General features: G+C 55.0%; 24 protein-coding genes. 6 read left to right on the forward strand and 18 right to left on the reverse strand.

From position 1 onward, the window contains the following. Positions 1-128: 128 nt before the first annotated feature. The 11 genes from PDUR_RS22250 to PDUR_RS22300 form a co-directional block, all read right to left on the reverse strand. A complete protein-coding gene (locus PDUR_RS22250) occupies positions 129-512 on the reverse strand; it encodes a hypothetical protein (RefSeq protein ID WP_042208233.1) in 384 nt (127 codons plus the stop codon). Between the two features lie 153 nt (positions 513-665). Continuing rightward, positions 666-1,448: an ABC transporter permease subunit gene (locus PDUR_RS22255; protein ID WP_042208234.1), complete on the reverse strand. Its 783-nt coding sequence runs from the start codon at positions 1,446-1,448 to the stop codon at positions 666-668. After that, complete coding sequence (locus PDUR_RS22260) at positions 1,445-2,365, reverse strand: ABC transporter ATP-binding protein (RefSeq protein ID WP_042208235.1); 921 nt, start codon at positions 2,363-2,365, stop codon at positions 1,445-1,447. Before PDUR_RS22260 ends, PDUR_RS22255 begins: the two co-directional genes overlap by 4 nt. Next, positions 2,365-2,553 carry a PLD nuclease N-terminal domain-containing protein gene (locus PDUR_RS22265; protein ID WP_042208236.1) on the reverse strand — a complete coding sequence of 63 codons (189 nt, stop codon included), beginning with the start codon at positions 2,551-2,553 and terminating at the stop codon, positions 2,365-2,367. The genes PDUR_RS22260 and PDUR_RS22265 overlap by 1 nt, the downstream gene beginning before the upstream one ends. Positions 2,554-2,614: 61 nt before the next feature. Further along, entirely contained in the window at positions 2,615-2,824 is a 210-nt protein-coding gene (locus PDUR_RS22270; protein WP_233277421.1) for a hypothetical protein, read from the reverse strand. Continuing rightward, positions 2,815-3,222, reverse strand: coding sequence for a YxlC family protein (locus PDUR_RS22275; protein ID WP_042208237.1), 408 nt, complete (start codon positions 3,220-3,222; stop codon positions 2,815-2,817). The genes PDUR_RS22270 and PDUR_RS22275 overlap by 10 nt, the downstream gene beginning before the upstream one ends. Next, positions 3,209-3,745, reverse strand: a complete 537-nt coding sequence (gene sigY, locus PDUR_RS22280) for an RNA polymerase sigma factor SigY (RefSeq protein ID WP_042208238.1) — start codon at positions 3,743-3,745, stop codon at positions 3,209-3,211. The genes PDUR_RS22275 and sigY overlap by 14 nt, the downstream gene beginning before the upstream one ends. A 77-nt stretch (positions 3,746-3,822) precedes the next feature. Continuing rightward, a complete protein-coding gene (locus PDUR_RS22285; protein WP_042208239.1) occupies positions 3,823-4,107 on the reverse strand; it encodes a hypothetical protein in 285 nt (94 codons plus the stop codon). Between the two features lie 183 nt (positions 4,108-4,290). Then, positions 4,291-4,917 carry an MBL fold metallo-hydrolase gene (locus PDUR_RS22290; protein ID WP_042208240.1) on the reverse strand — a complete coding sequence of 209 codons (627 nt, stop codon included), beginning with the start codon at positions 4,915-4,917 and terminating at the stop codon, positions 4,291-4,293. 4 nt (positions 4,918-4,921) lie between these two features. Next, positions 4,922-5,488 (reverse strand): thioredoxin family protein, encoded by a 567-nt coding sequence (locus PDUR_RS22295; RefSeq protein WP_042208241.1) that lies wholly within the window; start codon positions 5,486-5,488, stop codon positions 4,922-4,924. Then, positions 5,485-6,102 (reverse strand): undecaprenyl phosphate transporter UptA, encoded by a 618-nt coding sequence (locus PDUR_RS22300; RefSeq protein ID WP_042208242.1) that lies wholly within the window; start codon positions 6,100-6,102, stop codon positions 5,485-5,487. The genes PDUR_RS22295 and PDUR_RS22300 overlap by 4 nt, the downstream gene beginning before the upstream one ends. Before the next feature lie 250 nt (positions 6,103-6,352). On the opposite strand from PDUR_RS22300, the gene PDUR_RS22305 reads away from it, so the two are divergent. Beyond that, on the forward strand, positions 6,353-6,673 hold the full coding sequence (locus PDUR_RS22305) for an autorepressor SdpR family transcription factor (protein ID WP_042208243.1): 321 nt from the start codon (positions 6,353-6,355) through the stop codon (positions 6,671-6,673). Between the two features lie 31 nt (positions 6,674-6,704). Beyond that, entirely contained in the window at positions 6,705-7,358 is a 654-nt protein-coding gene (locus tag PDUR_RS22310; protein WP_042208244.1) for an SdpI family protein, read from the forward strand. Here PDUR_RS22310 and PDUR_RS22315 read toward each other — a convergent pair. From PDUR_RS22315 to PDUR_RS22330, 4 genes are all read right to left on the reverse strand, one after another. Beyond that, entirely contained in the window at positions 7,337-9,931 is a 2,595-nt protein-coding gene (locus tag PDUR_RS22315; RefSeq protein ID WP_042208245.1) for an O-antigen ligase family protein, read from the reverse strand. The two genes, PDUR_RS22310 and PDUR_RS22315, sit on opposite strands and share 22 nt — an antisense overlap. A 541-nt stretch (positions 9,932-10,472) precedes the next feature. Further along, a complete protein-coding gene (locus tag PDUR_RS22320) occupies positions 10,473-11,660 on the reverse strand; it encodes a class I SAM-dependent methyltransferase (RefSeq protein ID WP_042208246.1) in 1,188 nt (395 codons plus the stop codon). A 79-nt stretch (positions 11,661-11,739) separates the two neighbouring features. Further along, positions 11,740-12,546 carry a PhzF family phenazine biosynthesis protein gene (locus tag PDUR_RS22325; RefSeq protein WP_042208247.1) on the reverse strand — a complete coding sequence of 269 codons (807 nt, stop codon included), beginning with the start codon at positions 12,544-12,546 and terminating at the stop codon, positions 11,740-11,742. Next, a complete protein-coding gene (locus PDUR_RS22330) occupies positions 12,543-13,217 on the reverse strand; it encodes a DUF6483 family protein (protein WP_042208248.1) in 675 nt (224 codons plus the stop codon). The genes PDUR_RS22325 and PDUR_RS22330 overlap by 4 nt, the downstream gene beginning before the upstream one ends. Before the next feature lie 145 nt (positions 13,218-13,362). Between PDUR_RS22330 and PDUR_RS30360 the strand changes: the two genes are divergently transcribed. Then, complete coding sequence (locus PDUR_RS30360; protein ID WP_081949623.1) at positions 13,363-13,605, forward strand: GNAT family N-acetyltransferase; 243 nt, start codon at positions 13,363-13,365, stop codon at positions 13,603-13,605. 40 nt (positions 13,606-13,645) lie between these two features. Here PDUR_RS30360 and PDUR_RS22335 read toward each other — a convergent pair whose 3' ends face one another. Next, positions 13,646-14,437 carry an alpha/beta fold hydrolase gene (locus PDUR_RS22335; RefSeq protein WP_042208249.1) on the reverse strand — a complete coding sequence of 264 codons (792 nt, stop codon included), beginning with the start codon at positions 14,435-14,437 and terminating at the stop codon, positions 13,646-13,648. Between the two features lie 93 nt (positions 14,438-14,530). Further along, positions 14,531-15,061, reverse strand: coding sequence for a spore protease YyaC (gene yyaC / locus PDUR_RS22340; protein ID WP_042208250.1), 531 nt, complete (start codon positions 15,059-15,061; stop codon positions 14,531-14,533). Positions 15,062-15,242: 181 nt separating this feature from the next. Between yyaC and PDUR_RS22345 the strand changes: the two genes are divergently transcribed. After that, positions 15,243-15,464 (forward strand): DUF1128 domain-containing protein, encoded by a 222-nt coding sequence (locus tag PDUR_RS22345; protein ID WP_042208251.1) that lies wholly within the window; start codon positions 15,243-15,245, stop codon positions 15,462-15,464. Between the two features lie 89 nt (positions 15,465-15,553). On the opposite strand, the gene PDUR_RS22350 is transcribed toward PDUR_RS22345, so the two are convergent. Beyond that, entirely contained in the window at positions 15,554-16,555 is a 1,002-nt protein-coding gene (locus PDUR_RS22350) for an asparaginase (RefSeq protein WP_042208252.1), read from the reverse strand. A gap of 377 nt (positions 16,556-16,932) precedes the next feature. On the opposite strand from PDUR_RS22350, the gene PDUR_RS22355 reads away from it, so the two are divergent. Together PDUR_RS22355 and PDUR_RS22360 are read left to right on the forward strand one after the other, a co-directional pair. Continuing rightward, positions 16,933-17,643 carry a YtxH domain-containing protein gene (locus tag PDUR_RS22355; protein ID WP_330217221.1) on the forward strand — a complete coding sequence of 237 codons (711 nt, stop codon included), beginning with the start codon at positions 16,933-16,935 and terminating at the stop codon, positions 17,641-17,643. Positions 17,644-17,787: 144 nt separating this feature from the next. Further along, positions 17,788-18,120, forward strand: a complete 333-nt coding sequence (locus PDUR_RS22360; RefSeq protein WP_042208253.1) for a DUF5665 domain-containing protein — start codon at positions 17,788-17,790, stop codon at positions 18,118-18,120. Positions 18,121-18,123 lie beyond the last annotated feature (3 nt).

Raw genomic sequence — 18,123 nt, forward strand, 5'->3', positions numbered from 1 at the left:
GAACAACCCCTTACAGAAACCGATGAAAACAAGAAAAGCACCGATGGGTGCTTTTGTAAAAGGCTGCCGAATCCTTCTTTAGCCTAGCTCTCAGATATTACAAAAAAACCGGCTTGCGCCGGCTTTTCTTAAATCCAGGCCCGAAGATTCACCTGCTTGATGAATTCCGCCTGGGACATGTTCTCCTTGGGACTGGTCTCTACATCTTCCGCCTGTTCGGCCTCACCGTTCATCAATTGGTAAAACAATTTCTCGTTGTGCGTGGACAATGCATAATCGATCAATGCTTCTTGCGTAGTTCTCTCCGCTTCCTCAGTAAGCAGATCCGCTTCCGTCTCAACGTCTTCCGCCGTGACGTAAAAGTTCCGGTTCGCCTGAGGGATGCGAACGACATAGTCAAACGCATTATCAGGATTACGGTCGTAAGCAATCACGTACCCATAGTCCCCGATAGGAAGATTCTGCTCGAAAGCGTCCGCGACAATGACAACCTTTTCTCCTAAACGCAGCATCGCCCTACCTCCTGAGCCAATATCTTTCTTGTTGTGCTTTTTCACAGTCTACTAAAAAAAGATAGACCTGTCTACAGGAAGAAACGGCGCAAAATTGAAAATATCCGCAAAAATATGAAATTGAAAAAAAGTTGTTACATTTAGCAGCCGGGCCTAAAACCGTGGCAGTTTATTGCGGCCTAGGAGAAGCGAAGCGCCCAAAAAGCAAAGAACAATCAGCGCTATGCCCGACAGTACCGGAAAAACCCAAGTATACGCAGCGGCCCCCTGCTGCATAAGCGCCTCCGCCGACAGCTGCGGCAGAGCAGCGGGCGACCAGCGCAGCGGCCGGGGAAGCAGCGTGTGCAGCAGCCCTAAGCCCGCGGCCGCTGCGAGCGACAGAAAAGCGGCAGCCGGAGCGCGGAGGCGGGCGCTGAACAGAAGCGTAAGAGAAACCACGCATAGAAGCCATAATCCGTATAGCGCTGATGCCGCCAGCACCGCACTCCAGGAGAGGCCGCCGATTAATCGGACGGTATAATAGCCTGCACATGCGGCGCCAAGCCCCAAAGACAGCGCGAGCAGGGTCAATTGCGCCAGCCATTTGGGGGAAGCGGCTGCAAGCGGAGTCAGCGGCCTGGCCAGCACCAGTTCCGCGGTTCCTCCCTCCCGCTCGCCGGCAAAGCTGTTCATCGCCGAAAGCGCGAGCACCAGCAGTCCTACCATGCCATACTGCCCGATCGACTTAGCCATGACTTCCCCCGCTCCCGGCATTTTATACAATTCCAGCAACCCCTGCGGCACATCACCTGACATTTTCAGAATCTCGGGCATATAGTAGGCGGAAATCGGCTGCATGATGCCAAGGATAATGAACACGACCGGTATCCACAGCAGCTTGTAGCTGCGGATCATCTCCAGCATTTCTTTACGAAAAAAAATCCAAGCGCTTCTCATCCTCCCACCGCCTCCATAAATACATCTTCCAGCGACAAAGAACCTGCTTCGAAACGCAGCAGCGGGATTCCGTGTTCCGCCGCTTCCCGGAGAATCACGGACCTTGCCGACTCCATGTCCTGGACCTTTAAAAGCACGGAGCCGTCAACTTCCATACGGCTCTCAAGGATGAAAGAGCGGGTGTTCAATGTCTCCAGCCACTGCAAGGCTTCCTTCCGTTCTTCTATGCGCAGGGTAATAACCGGCCGGTTGTACTTAGCTCTAAGGGTAGACAGCGTTCCGTGCTCGGCAATCCTTCCCCGGTTCATCATAATAATGTCGTCACAGACTTCTTCGGCGTCATGCAGCACATGCGTAGAAAAAATCACACTGGTCTCTCTGCCGATTTCCCGCAGCAGATCCATAATCTCGCGCCGGCCGATAGGATCAAGCGCCGATACCGGCTCATCCAGCAGCAGCAGACGCGGAGTGTGGACAAGCGCCTGTGCCAGCCCTAAACGCTGCTTCATGCCTCCGGAGTAGCCTCCGATCCGCCGCCTTGCAGCGTCTTGAAGCCCCATCCATTCAAGCACAGCGGCGGCACGGCCTACTGATTCCTTCCTCCCCATGCCGCTGAGCCTTGATGCGAAAAGGATATACTCTTCTCCTGTCATCCAATTATAGAAAGAAGGCGATTGGGGAAGATACCCAATCTGCTTGCGGTAATCCTTCCCAATCGGTTTCCCTTCGAACAAAATACTGCCCTGGCTGGGGTTCAAGAGACCCGCGAGCATGCGCAGCGTGGTTGTCTTCCCGGCGCCATTAGGTCCGAGCAGCGCGACGCAGCGTCCCTGCTCCATATCAAAGCTGATTCCGTCCACAGAAGTCTGCCCGTGAAAAACTTTCTGAAGCCCCGAAACTTGAAGCAGCGGCTGCATTATTCTTTCCTCCCTATCGTAAAATAGGCTAGGCTGCCAAGCAGATTACCAAGCAGAATAATGAATACCCACATCCATTTCGGTCCGCGCACACTGCGCGCCCTGGCCAGTGAGACAAGTCCGATCACGGCCAGCAGTGCCTGCAGCGCAAAGAGCGGCCACAATAATGACAGATCGATTGTCTTCATTTACGCATTCCACCCTTGGCGTTTATTTGCCGATCCTATTGTCTTGTTCCGCGACTTCTCTCTATTTCCGGCGGCGTTCGGGATACACAACAAACAGCAAGTAAAGAATCGTCGGCAGCGGAAACGTTGTCATCCCCCATAATCCCCAGAACCAGCGCCATCTCCCGAGGTCGCGGGCGGCACGGAACAACAGCGCGCCCTGGGTCATCAGCAGTACAGCCAGGACGGCCCAAGCCCAAAGCGGCAGATTGGAATGCTCTTTCATCTCCATTCACCGCGTCCTTTCCGTCCGGGACGCATTACTAGCGCTATAATTCCTGCGATGGGAATAAGCCCCTGAACCATCCAGTACACCGGCGGCGCAGAAGTAATCGCCAGCAGTGAGAACCCCAGAAGAATCAGGGAGATAAGCCAGAATAACAGCCATTCCTTCAGCATGCGGCGCCTATGTCTGTCGGATGCGGCAATAAGCTGGGCCTGAAGCTCGCCAAGCGAAGGCGGTGCAGCTTCCTTGGCATATGCGCGGTCCAGCCGTTCCAATCCCGCTATAAGCTCCGGCAGCGCAAATTCCGAGAGTGCGTGTTCCTCTGCCGACTTTGCCTTGCCGTCCTTGTCAGGCGTTTCTCCCCATTTACTGCCGTTATCCGGTCCGGTATTATCCTTCGTCATCCTCTTTCAACTCCTCTCGTAGCTGCCGCAGCCCATACGCCGCGCGCGACTTGGCCGTCCCTTCGGGAATTCCCAGAATTCTGCCGATCTCTCCGTAGCTGTAGCCGTAATAATGCTTGAGCAGAAGCGCTACCCGCTGCGGCAAGGGAACACGGGACAGGGCATCCAGCACATCACTCCACTCTTCGCCTTGAGCTTCGAACCGCCAGCGGATCGACCGGATGCCCTGCTCGCGCCGAATCCATTCTTCTTCCCGGCTGCGTCGCCTCATCCTGTCGATATACAGCCGGGTCGCAATCGTAATCATCCAGGAAGAGAAAGAGGACGAGCCGTTGTATAACGCGATCTTTTCCATACATCTGACTATCGTATCCTGGGTGACATCTTCCGCGAGCGCAGGGTCCATCGTCAACTTCAGCAAATATTTATACATGAAGGAATAATGATTCTGAAGCAGCTGCGCCAGCGCTTGACGGTCACCTCGCTGCGCCTTGCGGATGATTTGAGATTCCTCGTCGCTCATCGGTTCTCCCGCCGTTTATTTTTTTCATATGTAATACGTCTGGCCCGGTTGAATCGTTCAAAGGCTTCAAGAAAAAGTTATAACTGGTCTCTCTGGTGCTCCCACAGCCTGATCCGCCACGGCTGCCTTACTCCTCTTCCTCTCGGGAAGCTCCAGAATAAAGGGAGGGTTGGCTGCGGTGAGACGGATTTACTGTGATCCCCGTTGCCATCATAGGCTGCCGTTTCTTCCCGGATGCTGTCCCCACCGTTTGATGCCGCATGCTCAACTACACCGTTATCCATTTTTTCTTCATCGCCGGCAAATGGGAGTTTACCGCAGTACTCATCATAATCAAAAAGATAGCGTATCCTGCTCTTCAACAAAAGCTCCTCCGTTCGATCTTCACCTTAAAAAAGACAAAAAAAGAACGCAAACCGGGATGATTCCGCAGTCTGCGTGCTTCGCTTAGGTAAATGTTACATTTAATTAACGTCATTGTAGCAAGTTTGTATCCTTTTGTCCAGCCTATTTCTCGCTTTTTTGTCGATCACCGTTGTCTTCTGTCAAGACACATAAGGATTGTTCACCCGCTCAAAGCCAATCCTTGTGCGCGGGCCGTGTCCCGGATATACCGTGACATCGTCATCCAGCTTGAACAGCTTGCCCTGAATGGAATCCAGCAGGTCGCGCTCTCTTCCGCCCGGCAGGTCGGTCCTCCCAACCCCCAGCCGGAAGAGCACATCGCCGGCGAACAAGTCGTTTCCGCACAAAAAGCTTACGCTTCCCGGAGAATGCCCCGGCGTGTGGAAGACGCGGAACGTATTCCCTATCAGCTCAAGCGTCTGTCCCTCGTCCAGATCGAACTCGGCAGGGTCCGTCGTAATCGGAGGCGATACGTTCGGCCACATAAGCGAACCGTTCAGCTTGGCGCTTGTCAGCCAGTCGCCCTCCAAGGCATGGAGATAGACCGGGCAGTTCTTCAGCTTGCGAATTTCGTCAACACCGCCGATATGGTCAAAATGAGCATGCGTCAGCAGAATCGCCTCGATCTCCATATCCTGAATAGCCCGCACCAGCGAGGCAGGGTTCATTCCGGGGTCGATAATAATGCCTTTGGCGGGGTCCACTCCCGTTAGCAAATAGGCATTGGTCTGCAAAGGGCCGAGACTAAAATTCCGAATGTTCAGCATCGCGTTAAAACCCGGAAATCAGTTCGCGCAGTTCCTTGGCGATCACTGCCTGATATTCCGTTCCTTCCCCGTAAGCTTGGCCCATCGCCTTGCGGACCTCCGCGATTTTGCCTTCGTAGTCCGGAGCCTCGCGGTCCGGATTTTCTCTTTTAAAATCGTTCATCAGCTTCTGCACATGCTGCGGGCGCGGACCCCAATGTCCCAGAACATGGCCGCCCGTATCCGCGATAATGACAATCGGCACGGCGCGTCCGCCCATCGTCAGATAATCGTCCATCACATCCTGATTATCCTCCAGAATAAGCACTTCCGCCCGGATGCCCGCCGTCTCCAGAATGTGGAATACCGCAGGCACATTACGGACGACATCGCCGCACCAGTCGGCAGCCAAAATAAGCGAGCGCAGATCGTCGCGGTGGTTAAGGCTTTCAAAAAACTCCCGGTCGCTCTCGTCCTGCCAGGAAAAAGCTTCATACCATGATTCAAACGCCTGCTGGTTCTTGGTCATACCCTCCACAAATTGACGGGGCGTCAGGCCTTGTCCGAATTTGGAAGCGAGATTTCGCTTCATGCCGCATTACCTCTTTTCTTTTTGGATTGGAGCCACTTGAACAGAAAATAAACGACGATAAGCGCGATGGCGCCGATGATGATTTCATGCGTATACGCAGCTGCTTTTTCGTCAATATTCTTCCAATTTTCACCCAAGCTCATGCCGAGATAGACAAATAATACGCTCCAGGGAATAACGGCCAGCGTTGTAAGCATAATGAACCGCCAGAGCGGCATGCGGGAAATTCCCGCAGGGACGGAAATGGCGTGCCGGACCACCGGTATAAACCGCGCCGTAAAAATAACGCCCGTGCCGTACTTCTCAAACCAGGCTTCCGCGTGGTCGATATGATGCTTTCTGATTAAAATGTATTTGCCGTACCGCTCCAGTACCGGCCTGCCGCCGTAACGTCCGACCCAGTACACGAAAATCTGGGCCACCACTCCGCCAATCGTACCAAAGAGAACGGCACCGAAGAAATTAATCTCTCCCAGGTGAACCAGATATCCGCCGTAGGCCAGGACGATCTCGCTCGGTATAACTTCAATCATAAGTCCAATCATAATACCGAAGTAACCCAGACTCTGAATCCATTCGAACAGCTGCGCGACTAAATCAGAAATGACATGCAACTCTCGTTCCTCCTCCCGTTATTTTCGGAATGCTATCCGTGCGCCCTATGTACACCTATGTACAACCCCGGACCCCCGCTCGCACCCTTGTCTATGCAGTAGGTTTCTACCATTAGCTTATTCTAGCATAGGGATGCTTACGACTTCTAGTTTGGCGGCGGGAAGGTCTAAAAACGATTGACAAAGCGAGCAGCAACCCATTATTATATATTTAAATAATTATCTAAATATCGAAAGGGTATTGAACACGATGAACGAATCCTTCAAAGCACTGGCTGACCCCACACGCCGGCAAATCATTCGCCTGCTGCGCGATAAGGACCGGACTGCCGGGGAAATCGCTGAATTTTTCAACATGTCTAAACCGAGCATTTCCCATCATCTGAACGCCCTTAAAACTGCGGGACTCGTACAGGACGAGCGGCAGGGACAGTTCATCCGTTACACGCTCAATACCACGGTGCTGGAAGAGGTGCTCAGCTGGCTGCTGGAGCTGACGGATGTTGCCGGTGACAAAAATGGAAAAACAAAAAAGCGGGGAAATTCAAAATCCGCAAAACCGGAAGAGTAATCTTCCAGGCTGCTCTTAGGAGGACTATGAGATGAAAGATTTCAAATGGAAATGGCAGGATACCCTGGCCGTTGCGGCGGGTCTGCTTACGGTCGGCTTCGCGCTAGTCAACTATCACCGGCTGCCCGCGCAGCTCCCGGCCCATATCGGTATATCGGGAGAATTCGACGAATTTTGGAAAAAGAGCTCGGTCATTTTGCTGTTTGGCGGGCTTGGGGTTCTGCTGCCGGTGTTGATGCAGATTACGCGTTCCCTTGATCCGAAAAAAGAGCGCTATGCCAAATTCGAGAATGCCTATGCGATGATCCGCCTGGCCGTATCCCTGATCATCGACTCCGCGCTTGCCGCTTCCGTATTATACGGGCTTGGCGTCTCCTTGCCGAGTTCCAGAATTGTGACCGTCGTGCTCGGAGCGGCCTTTATAGTCATCGGCAATTATATGCCGCAGGTTAAGGACAACTACTTCCTCGGCGTGAAGACGCCCTGGACGCTGGCCAGTCCGGAAGTGTGGCGCAGAACCCATCGTCTCGCCGGTGCGCTCTGGGCTGTGGCGGGCGTCGTTATCATTATCAGCGCGTTTCTTCCGGGAAAATGGTTCACCTATACCATGATCTCTGTGCTGCTGATTGCCGTCGTGATCCCGTGTATATACTCTTGGGTCGATTACCGCCGTTTAAAAGCATAGTCTCCGGTCCCCCTGCTGTTCCCCTTCAGCCCTGAAGCTTCCCGCTTCAGGGCTTCCACTCGTTGATCAAGGATGTGGGCCGCCGCGGTAAAACGGAAATCCCGGTCATTGTGCTGAGCTCTTCCCGCTGTTCCAGCCGCAAGCCTAAAATACTGACTTAGCAGTCCTTGTCCCATTTCCGCGCAGCGCAGCGCTTCGTTCCCGTCTCCTTTCGCCAGATAGCGCTCACCCATCGTCAGCATTCGCTTGACCGCTTCTGTTCGTTTAACGTAATTAAAGACGTCAAGCTGCTGGCTGCGGCGGAGCCAGTATAATGCTTTATCCGGAGGCCCTTCCTCCGAGACGGCTTTGGCCATCGCCCAGGTTAATGCAGGGTTTATCGGCGAATAGCGCAAGCCTGCCGCTAATATTTTCTCCCTTTGTTCCGGCTCAACAAAAGTAGACAAGGCCAAGGCGCTCTTCGGAGACAGCGGGTTCCAGGAGAGCGACCGTTCCAGCAGCGCAAGCGTCTCCTGCGGCTGGCGGGCCGATGCCGCAGCGCGGTACAGCGCTTCGCCCTGATATGCCCGGAAAGACAGCAGGCTGAGCGCAAGCAGCAGACCGCAGACCAAGGCGGCCGCCAGCCTTCGGGCAAGCGGGCACAGGTTATGGCGACGGGCTTCGCGACCCGCCGAAACCTGTTCCCCAGGCAAAAACTCCGAGGCTGAATATTTAGCAGGTAAAGGATCTGCAAGCTGATGATTCGAGATGAAATATTTACCGGGTAAATATTTCATCGGCAGAGGCTTCAAAGTTAAAGATTTACCACGTAAAAGATTAGCAAGCCGATACTTCGGAGCTTCTGAAACCTTTATTAGCCAGTGCTCCGCAGGGGGAAGCTTTGCTGGGAACAGCTTAGCCGGCATTACCCAATCGAAAGGCCGCCGGCTGGAAAGGCTTCCGGCCCTGACGGCCTCGGCTTTAGCCAGCGCAGGCAGCCAGAAGAGCAGCAGCCAGAACAGACCGTAGCTCCAGTCGAAATCGACGGCGCCGTGCAGGACGATGACCAGATACGCAGGCAGCAGCCGCCGGGAATGGGCGCTGATCAGCCAGCCCGCCGCCGCTAGGGTTACGGCGGCGGCCGCTGCTCCGATGACTCCGACGTTCAGGAGGAGATCGAGGTATCCGCTGTGCACCTGGCTGCCCACATAGGGGCGGGACTGGACAGCGAGCCAGGCGCTGCGCCAGGTCTCCCCGCCCCGGCCCAGCCAGGGCGCCTCCGCCGCGAACCGCAGGGCGTCGCGGTACATCAGCCCGCGCGCGGCGACCGTCGAGGACGGTCCCGTTCCCCGCGCGCGCACGATTGCCAGGACGGCGGCTCCGCACGCCGTCCAGCCCAGCGCCGCCAGTATGAGCGCGGCGGTGCGCCCCCGGCCTGCCGCGTGCTGCGCGCGGCGGCCCAGCCACAGGCCGGCGGCGAGCGCGCCGGCCCAGAGCCCGGCCAGCAGCGGCAGGCCGGGCAGCGGAGCCGCGGGCAGGGCGGCCAGCCCGCGGTAGAGCAGCGCCGCCGCCGCTAGGGGGGCGGCGCCGGCGGCCAGCAGCGGCAGGGCGAGCCGCCGCTGCAGGGGCAGGGCTGCGGCGGCAGCGCAGGCGGCCGCCAGCCACGCGCCGCGCGACTCGCTGAGCAGCAGCGCGGCGGCGTACGGGAACAGCGGCGCCAGGCGAAGCCACTCGCCGCGCAGCTCCCCGAATCCCACTCCGCCGCTGCCGATCCATCCCGAACGACCCCCTCCCCCGTCCCGTCCCTTCTGCCCAAGGCCCGTACCTCTATGACAAGTAAGCGCTGCGCCTACTACTCGTTCGGGCGGCCCGCTGCTCGAATCGGCGTAGCCTTGAGCCGCTGCAAACAGCCGCTCCAGCAGAAACACGGCCATCGCCGCCCCGAAAGCGTTCGGATATTGCAGCAGCCCGCCAAGCCTTGCGCCCAAGGTGCTGACTTCGGGCGAAGCGCCGTACAATACCGCGTACGGGATAGGCAGCGCCCTGAAGAAAGCCAGCAGTCCGCTCCAGCATAACATCAGGCCCGCTGCATGCCAAGCCCACCGGAGGAGACGGCCTGCGCTGACACTGGACGCGGCCGTCCATACCAGGATTGCGAAGCTGGCGCAGCTGCTCCAGCGCAGCAGCTCGTTCATTGTGCCCTGCGCGGATAGAGGGCCTCTGATCCAGGCGGCCGCGTACAGAATGATCATTGCACCGGGGCCGGACAGCATCACAGCCGTGGCCCAAAGCTCTTTTCTCGTCAGCCCGCTTCCCCGTGCATTTGAGGGACTGCCCGGCATTTTTGACTCCGCCGCCCGCAGCCCGCCGGTATGCCGGAATCCTCTCCGCCGCGCAACTCTCCCTTGAAGCAGGCTTGCCGCAGCAGCTCCGCACAGCAAGAACCAGACGGTCAGAACAGGATACCAATCCTCGGAGAAATACAGTCCACGCTTCAGACAAGCCGCAGCCCCAAGCCCTGTGGCCATGACCGCGCAAAGGTCTCTCAAGTCTAACTTCACAGCGCGCCCATTGTACCCGCCGCTTTTTCGCATCGCCCTGTCTCCCAAATGATTAATTAGCATCATTGTTGCCGGTTTTTCCCGGAGGAAAACATTTTTGATCCGGCACAGGCACTACGCCATAAAATAAACAGGAAAAACTCCAGCTTATTCAAGGGGAAAACCCGATATTTCAGAGATAAACGGGAATTCCTCCCTTTTATTTGGACCAAAACCTCGTCCATCCCCATTTCCTCCGGAATAAGCGGGAGAAATTCCATTTCAACCCCAGAAAAGAACTGATTTGTTGAAATTGGAGGGGAGTTTTTCCCTTTTAATTTCCAAGAACGCCGTATTTCCCATAGACGCTGTTAATCATTGGGACGGAAAAGACAGTCCAAGCTTCCACTTCAGATTGCGCCAAGTAATGGAGCCGTGCAATAGCAGCCGCAAAGCTTTTTTTCTGCAAGAACTCCTTGCAATTGTTGAGAGGGGGCGCTGGCCGCAACAAAAAAAGGGAGCCCTCCTGTTCGGAAGACTGCCCGTTTCATAACCGGTTATTGGCTGATCGGCGGATATAATATTCCGCTGGCTTTCAATTGCTCCTTGAAGCAGCTTCCCCCGGAAGCAGATCGGCGCACACACGCTCCAGATAAGGCTTCGCTCCCAAAAAATCGCGGAACGCCGCATATTCGCGCCATTTTACTTCGCGATCGCCGCTGCCGCTTTTGACTGCGCGAATCAAGATATTTTTGGGCGTGTGCTCCATGTCGATAAATTCGAGCAGTTGGGTGCGGTAGCCCATGAGGTCAAGCAGTTTCGCCCGGATGGCATCGGTCGCCAGAGCGGAAAATCGCTCCTTGAGAATGCCGTGCGACAGCAGCGGCTCCATGATTTCATTGTCAATCTGGGCGAACAGTTCATGCTGGCAGCAGGGAACCGACAGGATGACCGAGGCGCCCCAGCGGACCGCTTTTTCCAGCGCGGCATCGGTCGCGGTATCGCAGGCATGCAGCGTGACGACCATATCGACCCGGTCCAGCTCGTTGTAGTCGGCAATGTCGCCGACAAGAAAAGTGAGCTTGTCATAGCCCAGCTTGTCTGCAAGAGCGCTGCAGTGGGCAATGACATCGGCTTTGAGATCGAGCCCGACAATGTTCAGCTCCCGCTTTTCCCGAACAGCCAAATAGTGGTACAGCGCAAACGTGAGATACGATTTGCCGCAGCCGAAATCAACGATCGTCAGCGGCCGGCCCGACGGGAGTGAAGGCAGCACGTCCTCCACCATCTCAAGAAACCGGTTAATCTGGCGGAACTTGTCATATTTCTTGGCATGCACCTTTCCGCTGTCGTTCATTATGCCAAGCTCGATGAGAAACGGCACCGGTTCGCCCTCCTCCAGCACATAGCGCTTGCGCCGGTTATGGGAAAGGTCGGCGGCCGCTTTTTTCGTCGGCGGTTTGGTCAGGATCGTCACTTTTTGCTTTTTGCTGATCAGCACCTGGTAGTCCGCTTCCGCCGTACTGAGGAGCCCCTGCCGGAAAGTATCGCCCAGCAGCGATTTCAGCTCTTCCGCCGCTGAATCGGCGGGAATATTTCTATGCTCCACCTGGGTGCCGGTATAGTAAGCAAACTGGTAATGCAGTCCATTTTTTAGCTGCACGGGCTTGACGACTACCTTGGTATAAGCGGTGCCTTCCTTTTTGCGCAGCTGGCTCAGGGTTCCCGTGATCAGGGAACGGTCTTCAATTATGCGTTCAATCAACGTATTCAGGGATTCCACAATTACAACCCGCTTTCAATTTTTTAAGATGGAGCCAGGAGCGTATGTGCGGCTGACGGCTTGATCCCTTGGATTTCCGCTAAGGCCGGGCATGAAACAATCCGCTGACAACCGTCACCGCGTGTCCGGACAGGAAGACTTTGTCTTCGCTTAATCTAAGCTGGAGTGTGCCGCCGCGGCGGGACGCCTGGTAAGCGGTCAGTTCCCGGCGTTTCAGTCTGTCCGCCCAGAAGGGGGCCAGAGCCGTATGCGCGGAGCCGGTTACGGGGTCTTCGTTCACGCCGATGCCGGGCGCGAAGAAACGGGAGACAAAGTCGATCCCCTCCCCGCCGCTTTCGGCGGTCACCGCAACAGCACGGGACGGCAGGCTTTTCAGTGCGGCAAAATCCGGACTTAAGGTTCTAAGCACAGCTTCATCCCGGAGTAGAACAAGCGCATTATCCGCATAGAAAAACACTTCCTTAATATCTCCCTCTTCCACTCCCAGCGCGGCTGCCAGCCCCGGGATCGGCTCCGCCGGGACCAGTTCGTATGCGGGGAAGCAAAGCGTTATGCGATCGCCTTCCCGCTCCGCCGTAAGCACGCCGCTCAGGGTGTGAAATTCCGCTCGCTTGTCACGCGGAAGGCGTCCGGTCTCCCACAGGGTATGAGCGCTGGCGAGCGTGGCGTGCCCGCACAGCTTCACCTCGGCAGCCGGCGTAAACCAGCGCAGCCGGTAGCCTCCGTTCTCTGGCCACAGAAACGCCGTTTCCGACAGGTTCATTTCCACTGCTGTCTGCGACATGAATTGTTCGGAGGCGGGCTGCTCCAGCAGGCATACCGCAGCCGGATTGCCCGCAAAGGCATGCTCGGTAAAGGCATCTACGATATAAATGGGAACGCTCATTGAATACTTGTCTCCTTTGTCTGTCTATTCAGCTTGAGCCATTCTTCCCGTCCCTGTCTTACTTCCTCCAGGGGGAGATTGCCCCGCTCCAGTTCGGCGGGATCTTTGTCTATCAGCCGGTCATACAGCTCCTCGCCTTCCTTCGCGACAGGCTCGCCCTGCTCCATCAGACGGTACAGCGAATCCTCCGCCTTCCCATAGCGGCCGATGGATTCCATGTAGGACATGAGGAGCCGCTCGGTCTTCGCCGGAAGGCGGTAAGCTTCCACATTCTTCAGACAATCGTCAATCTCCTTCGGCAGGCCCAGAAGCTCGCGGTCGGCGCCATTAAGCGCGGCATACAGATACAGGTGCAGCGCCTTCATCATTCGCGGCAGCGCTTCGGGGATCTGGTCCGCCGCCGCATAAATAGTTCCTTCCTCATATAACAGACGGGCCATCCCCTGAAGCTTGTCGCTTTCTATTCCTCCGCCAAGGCGGAATATTTCGATAATATCCTCTACGGACAGCGAATTCAGCAAGCGGGAGTTCAGTCTGAAATGCTTGTTCAGCAGCTCGTCAACCTCCCATAACGCTTCCGTGGTCTTACGCTGCTGTTTCAGATCGAATACCTTGGCAATCATCGCCGTCATATCCTCGATCATACGGACGATATAATCTCTACGGAACATCCGCTTTTCCTCCCTCCGAAGTATAGCTTCACACGCCTTATCTTAAACGATTCCCCTGCGCAATTCCACCGTCCTCCCGTGCCCGACCGCTGCAAATCGAATCTCCTAAATTTTTTTATATTCTAGCGTATGAGGCTAATTTTAGATAAGTGACCGCAATGAAAAATCAGAAGAATGCAACGGATTTTCTTACGCTATAGTGGACAAAGACAATCATGCCTTAATGGGATGCATAAGTTTAAATCTGGTCAAACCGCATCAAAACGCGGAGCTTGGGTATTGGCTGGGAAGATCTTATTGGGGAATGGGCTACGTAAGCAGAGGCGGCAAAGCGGTTAATTCCTTTCGGGTTCGAAGATCTGCAGATGATGAACAAATCAGTGGGTAAGCGAAAAAGAGGGCTTGCGCCCTCTTTTATACGTTCATCGTCATTTTACCAGGACAGCCGCAAAATCCTTAATCACATCGGTAAGCTGCTCCGGCTCTTCAAACGGGCTCATATGGCCGGCACCGGAAATAACCGCCTTCGTTACGTTCCGGTTGTCCGAGGTGAAGGTCCTCTCCACCGGTACAAGGCCGTCCTTCTCCCCTGCCACAAGCAGCACCGGCAGCTCGCTGGCGGATATTACATCACGGCGATCGGGACGCTCCCGCATGGCCAGGGCGGCTCCAACCGCTCCTTGGGGCGGCGTCTTATAGCCGATTTCCCGCGCCCGCTGCAGCAGCTCCGGCGAAGACATCGCCGTCTCCGGCGCGAACAGTCCGGGCACAAGTCCATCCACAAAGCCGGTGATTCCCTCCGACCCGATCGCCGCGACCGCCTTAAGCCGCTTCTCCTTGGCCTCGGCACTGTCTGGATAGGCTGTAGAATGAATCAGTCCGAAGGCATTCAGTCGCGAGGCATACCGCTGCGCGAACGAAAGTGTAATATACCCGCCCAATGAATGACCCAGCAGCGTAACCTTTGGAATGTCCAGGGCGTCCAGCAGCGAAAGTACGTCATCGGCCATTTGTTCAATCGTATAGGCGCCAAGCGGCGCTTCGGAAGAACCATGCCCCCGCAGGTCGGGCGCAATGACGCGGTAGCTTCCGCTCAAAATCGGGATAATCTTCTCCCAGTATTCCGCGCTGCCGCAGAAACCGTGAAGCAGAACAATAACTTCACCCTGCCCTTGATCGCTGTAACTAATGTGGACTCCTTCACGACGTACTGTTTCCATGACAGCCTCCTTCTTTCTTCTTAATAACTACCTAATGATCTACCTAAATTCGGTAGTAATTATTTAAGCTAAACGGCTGTAATTGAAACGTTTTTAGCTTGACAGCCCGAATCCTGCGGCCGCTGCTGCGGCAATGGTTCCCGCCATGCCCATTACACGGTGCAGCGGCGTTGTCTGAAGCGTCCGGTACGGCTTCGGTCCGCTAGCGTCAACGACGGCGGCCAGGCTGTAATGCCCTACTGCGGGCAGAGTCAGTCCTACGGACTTGGCCGGGTGCAGCGGTTCCATAGAGGCGAAATAATAGCCTACGGCCGCGTGCGGACCAAGGCAGGCATCGACGGCGATCACGATATGCCCCGAAGGAATTTCGATCATCCGTTTCGTCAGATTATTCGCATCGCAAGGGGACGGAAGCGTGCCAATTACATGGGGAAATCCGTATTCCAGCAGCCGGCTTCCCGTTAACGGTCCAAGCGAGTCTCCAGTGGAACGGTCTGTGCCGACGCACAGGAAGGTAATCTCTTCCGGCTTATGCAGCCCTCCGATTTCGCGAAAGAAAGCAGTCAGGCCGCCGGCATCCAGCTTTCGCTTTCCGCCTCCCTGCCCCTGTTCCCTGATTGCCATGCCCTGCTTTCCCCCTTTGGTAGTATACTTGTGAAGCAGACTGCCGTTACCGCTTTAGCGGATAGCCGCTTTTTCAATACATTCTACAATAATTTAATTTGATCGACAAAATATGGTGTCCGCAGGGTTAACCATGGTAAAATACATAGATTAACGCGCAGAAAGGATGAACGTGAACTTCATGGATCTATCGACCCCGACCCAGAGCAATGTAGAATATATGATCGAAAGCATCAAGACCAAACTGAAAATGGCCAGCGCCGCCGCCATGCAGTCCTCCGCCTTCTCGCTGGACAAATATGAAGACATCCGGGATATTTACGAAGTCGTTATGGATAGCGACAGACTCAGCATCTCGCAGGTGGAGGCTCTCGTCTCCGAACTGGGACGTTTGCGGAAATAATAACGGCGCTCCCAGCGAACAGGCCCCTCGCCATCGATCCGTGAAAATAAGGTTCGACGGGAGGGGCCTGTGTCTTGTGCCCGGAACAATCAAATTAACTCCAGTTTGAATACCGTCTCCGCGCGACCGACACGCGTTCCTTCATCATTCTCGATATAGCCCGGGAAAGCCGCCGCAAGCTTACTTAACGTCGACCGGTTCGCATATCCGATCTGCTCCAGAATGCCGCGTACAATCAGACCCCACTCTTCTTCGGAGCCGTCAAGTATCTTAAAGGCAAACCCGAGACGTTCATTCCGCAGCCCGAAGCAGTAGACGCCCTTGAAGCCGCCTTTGGACACGATGTTGTCATCTTCCAGCAGTATGGAGTCCAGCCGTCCGTATCCGGCTACCATCTCCGGATGGGCATGCATGGCCGATGTGATGATCTTTACCGCTTCTCTCGTCGCCTTATCTTCGATCAGCTCGGGACGGGCCAGCTTCAAATAGGCATGGGCCAATCCGGTCAGAGGGAGAGCGAACACCGGCAAGCCGCAGCCATCCGTTCCCAGGCTGATATCCTTTGGCGCCAGGCCGGCCATATAGGCGACCGTCTGGAGAATCTCCCGCTGAATCGGATGGTCAGGCTGTGCGTATCCTTCGAGCGGCAATGCCTTTGATTTACTGTAAGACAGCAGCCCCAGATGCTTACCGGAGCAGTTATGGTACAGCTTTCGCTTGCCTTTGCCGCGGATTGCCTTCTCGCGGCTCGCTTCGTCAAGCGGATAGCTGGAAGCGCAGATCATGCAGCTTTCCGTTACACCCGTTTTGGCTGCTATGCTCTCCAATGCCTGAAGATGATAGCTCTCCCCGCGGTGCGAAGCGGTCATAAGGGCGATTTCGGCCGCACTCAGTCCATATTTATCCATAATTCCGCCGCGAATGCCCGGAATCGCCTGCAGAGGCTTCGCCGAAGAGCGGGTAAAGGAAACAAAGCCAGGGTCCCCCGCATATCCTTTTAACACTCCATTCTCCCCCACCATGGCAATATGCCCGCTGTGGGCGCATTCCATCAGATTGGCCCGATACTCCTTTACCAAAACCGTCTCCATGTTGCTCTCTCCCTCATGTTCTATGTGTTTTTTCTATAATATTGAATACTATTTGAACCATCTAATTTTGAAAGAACTATATAATCTAGCAATCAAGTGACGACTTTTGTAAAGGGTCAAAAAAGACGATTTACTCTATACTTTCGTATCCGTTCTTCTCTTTCAGCAGCTATGCTCCACCAGTCTTTCCCATGCGTCCTTGCTGTTTCAGGGCATACGCCAAAAGTTTATATACGAAGTAAGAAGCCTAAGTTGAATTCATCGTAATACCGACATCCAAACGATGGAGGCGATTCGTTACAGGGAATCACCATTAGTATTGTGATGACAATCGTCGTCGCTGCTATGCTATTGGTGATAAAAAAGCCGGAGGAGACATGCCCGGCGGAATCCCCGGTTCGATGATTGCCGGATTTACCGGTGCTAGGCTGGAAGCATACTCGGCAGCTTTGGCTCCGTTACCTGGCAATTTCGCCGTCGCTTTCGGCAATGATCGGTACCGTGCTATTCATATTCCCGCTGGGTCTGGTCCCCAGATTCATGCGACGCGCCGCCTGACTTTGGATTCTCATTATTCTACCCGAGGAGTGATTGTCATGAGTAACGAAGAACTGGAATATCCTGTGAATAGTGGAAAAACCTTCGCGAAAGGTCTTCTTATTGGCGGTCTGATCGGAGCGGCGGCTGCCCTCCTCTTTGCACCCAAGCCGGGACGCGAAATGCGCAGCGACCTCTCCGGTAAACTGAGCATAGCGACCGACAAGACCAAAGAATTCTCCGGTACGGTTACCGATAAGACGAAATCTCTAGCTACGTCAGTAGGTGGAAAAGTGGCCGATTTGGCCGGCACCGTATCCAGCAAGGTTTCCGATTTGGCCAGTACCGTGTCGTCCAAAGCATCCGGCATTAGGACAAGCGTCAGCGACAGCAAGCAGGAAATTGCCGCTACCTTGCAGGAAACCGGGAAGAAAGTCTCTGATACGGTCGAAGCTGCTTCCACAGAGGTAAGCGCAGATATTAAGGAGGCTTCCAAGGATATCTCCGAAGAAGCAAAGAGCGCTTCGGATGAGGTCAAAGCTGGCTATTAAGCGGCTTACTAATACGCGGTTGATTTAAACTTTATTCTTCCTCCAGCCGGCAGCCTGCTGCAATCAGCTGACTGCCGGTATACATGACGCCTTATTCCCAGAGCAGCCAACGCCCGCTCAGCTATAAGAACGCAGGAGGACTTTATGGGAAATTTGACAGGAAAGTCAAGAAACTGCGAAGTGGACGATCACCCGTTCGAACTCCGCCATGAAGTGAAGCGGCTCAACGCCCGGCTGGACCAAATCGCCGACTCCCTGGAGAAATCAGAGTTCAAGGATATACTCGAGAATTATACAGATCCCAAGAAGCGGATCATTACCAATCTCATGGCTGGTATTTCCCGGGGGCTCGGCCTATCTCTCGGCACCTTCATTGTGCTGGGCATACTGGGTTATATCGTCAGTCTGTTTGTTAACGTGCCGGTCATCGGCGAGTATCTCGCCGAAATTAAGAAGTATATTGACGCCAACAGTTAAAGG

Source organism: Paenibacillus durus (genome assembly GCF_000756615.1).
Lineage (GTDB): Bacteria > Bacillota > Bacilli > Paenibacillales > Paenibacillaceae > Paenibacillus_AQ > Paenibacillus_AQ durus.

What these genes read in the sequence shown, in the direction of transcription:
- PDUR_RS22330 (WP_042208248.1), bottom strand. Translation starts at nt 13,217, where the DNA reads ATGTTCCGTAGAGATTATATCGTCCGTATGATCGAGGATATGACGGCG.
- yyaC (WP_042208250.1), bottom strand. Translation starts at nt 15,061, where the DNA reads ATGGCAATCAGGGAACAGGGGCAGGGAGGCGGAAAGCGAAAGCTGGAT.
- PDUR_RS22350 (WP_042208252.1), bottom strand. Translation starts at nt 16,555, where the DNA reads ATGGAGACGGTTTTGGTAAAGGAGTATCGGGCCAATCTGATGGAATGC.
- PDUR_RS22310 (WP_042208244.1), top strand. Translation starts at nt 6,705, where the DNA reads ATGAAAGATTTCAAATGGAAATGGCAGGATACCCTGGCCGTTGCGGCG.
- PDUR_RS22255 (WP_042208234.1), bottom strand. Translation starts at nt 1,448, where the DNA reads ATGAGAAGCGCTTGGATTTTTTTTCGTAAAGAAATGCTGGAGATGATC.
- PDUR_RS22315 (WP_042208245.1), bottom strand. Translation starts at nt 9,931, where the DNA reads ATGCGAAAAAGCGGCGGGTACAATGGGCGCGCTGTGAAGTTAGACTTG.
- PDUR_RS22345 (WP_042208251.1), top strand. Translation starts at nt 15,243, where the DNA reads ATGGATCTATCGACCCCGACCCAGAGCAATGTAGAATATATGATCGAA.
- PDUR_RS22270 (WP_233277421.1), bottom strand. Translation starts at nt 2,824, where the DNA reads ATGGAGATGAAAGAGCATTCCAATCTGCCGCTTTGGGCTTGGGCCGTC.
- PDUR_RS22275 (WP_042208237.1), bottom strand. Translation starts at nt 3,222, where the DNA reads ATGACGAAGGATAATACCGGACCGGATAACGGCAGTAAATGGGGAGAA.
- PDUR_RS22250 (WP_042208233.1), bottom strand. Translation starts at nt 512, where the DNA reads ATGCTGCGTTTAGGAGAAAAGGTTGTCATTGTCGCGGACGCTTTCGAG.
- PDUR_RS22265 (WP_042208236.1), bottom strand. Translation starts at nt 2,553, where the DNA reads ATGAAGACAATCGATCTGTCATTATTGTGGCCGCTCTTTGCGCTGCAG.
- PDUR_RS22305 (WP_042208243.1), top strand. Translation starts at nt 6,353, where the DNA reads ATGAACGAATCCTTCAAAGCACTGGCTGACCCCACACGCCGGCAAATC.
- sigY (WP_042208238.1), bottom strand. Translation starts at nt 3,745, where the DNA reads ATGAGCGACGAGGAATCTCAAATCATCCGCAAGGCGCAGCGAGGTGAC.
- PDUR_RS22260 (WP_042208235.1), bottom strand. Translation starts at nt 2,365, where the DNA reads ATGCAGCCGCTGCTTCAAGTTTCGGGGCTTCAGAAAGTTTTTCACGGG.
- PDUR_RS22325 (WP_042208247.1), bottom strand. Translation starts at nt 12,546, where the DNA reads ATGAGCGTTCCCATTTATATCGTAGATGCCTTTACCGAGCATGCCTTT.
- PDUR_RS22360 (WP_042208253.1), top strand. Translation starts at nt 17,788, where the DNA reads ATGGGAAATTTGACAGGAAAGTCAAGAAACTGCGAAGTGGACGATCAC.
- PDUR_RS22290 (WP_042208240.1), bottom strand. Translation starts at nt 4,917, where the DNA reads ATGCTGAACATTCGGAATTTTAGTCTCGGCCCTTTGCAGACCAATGCC.
- PDUR_RS22335 (WP_042208249.1), bottom strand. Translation starts at nt 14,437, where the DNA reads ATGGAAACAGTACGTCGTGAAGGAGTCCACATTAGTTACAGCGATCAA.
- PDUR_RS22355 (WP_330217221.1), top strand. Translation starts at nt 16,933, where the DNA reads ATGCCCGGCGGAATCCCCGGTTCGATGATTGCCGGATTTACCGGTGCT.
- PDUR_RS22295 (WP_042208241.1), bottom strand. Translation starts at nt 5,488, where the DNA reads ATGAAGCGAAATCTCGCTTCCAAATTCGGACAAGGCCTGACGCCCCGT.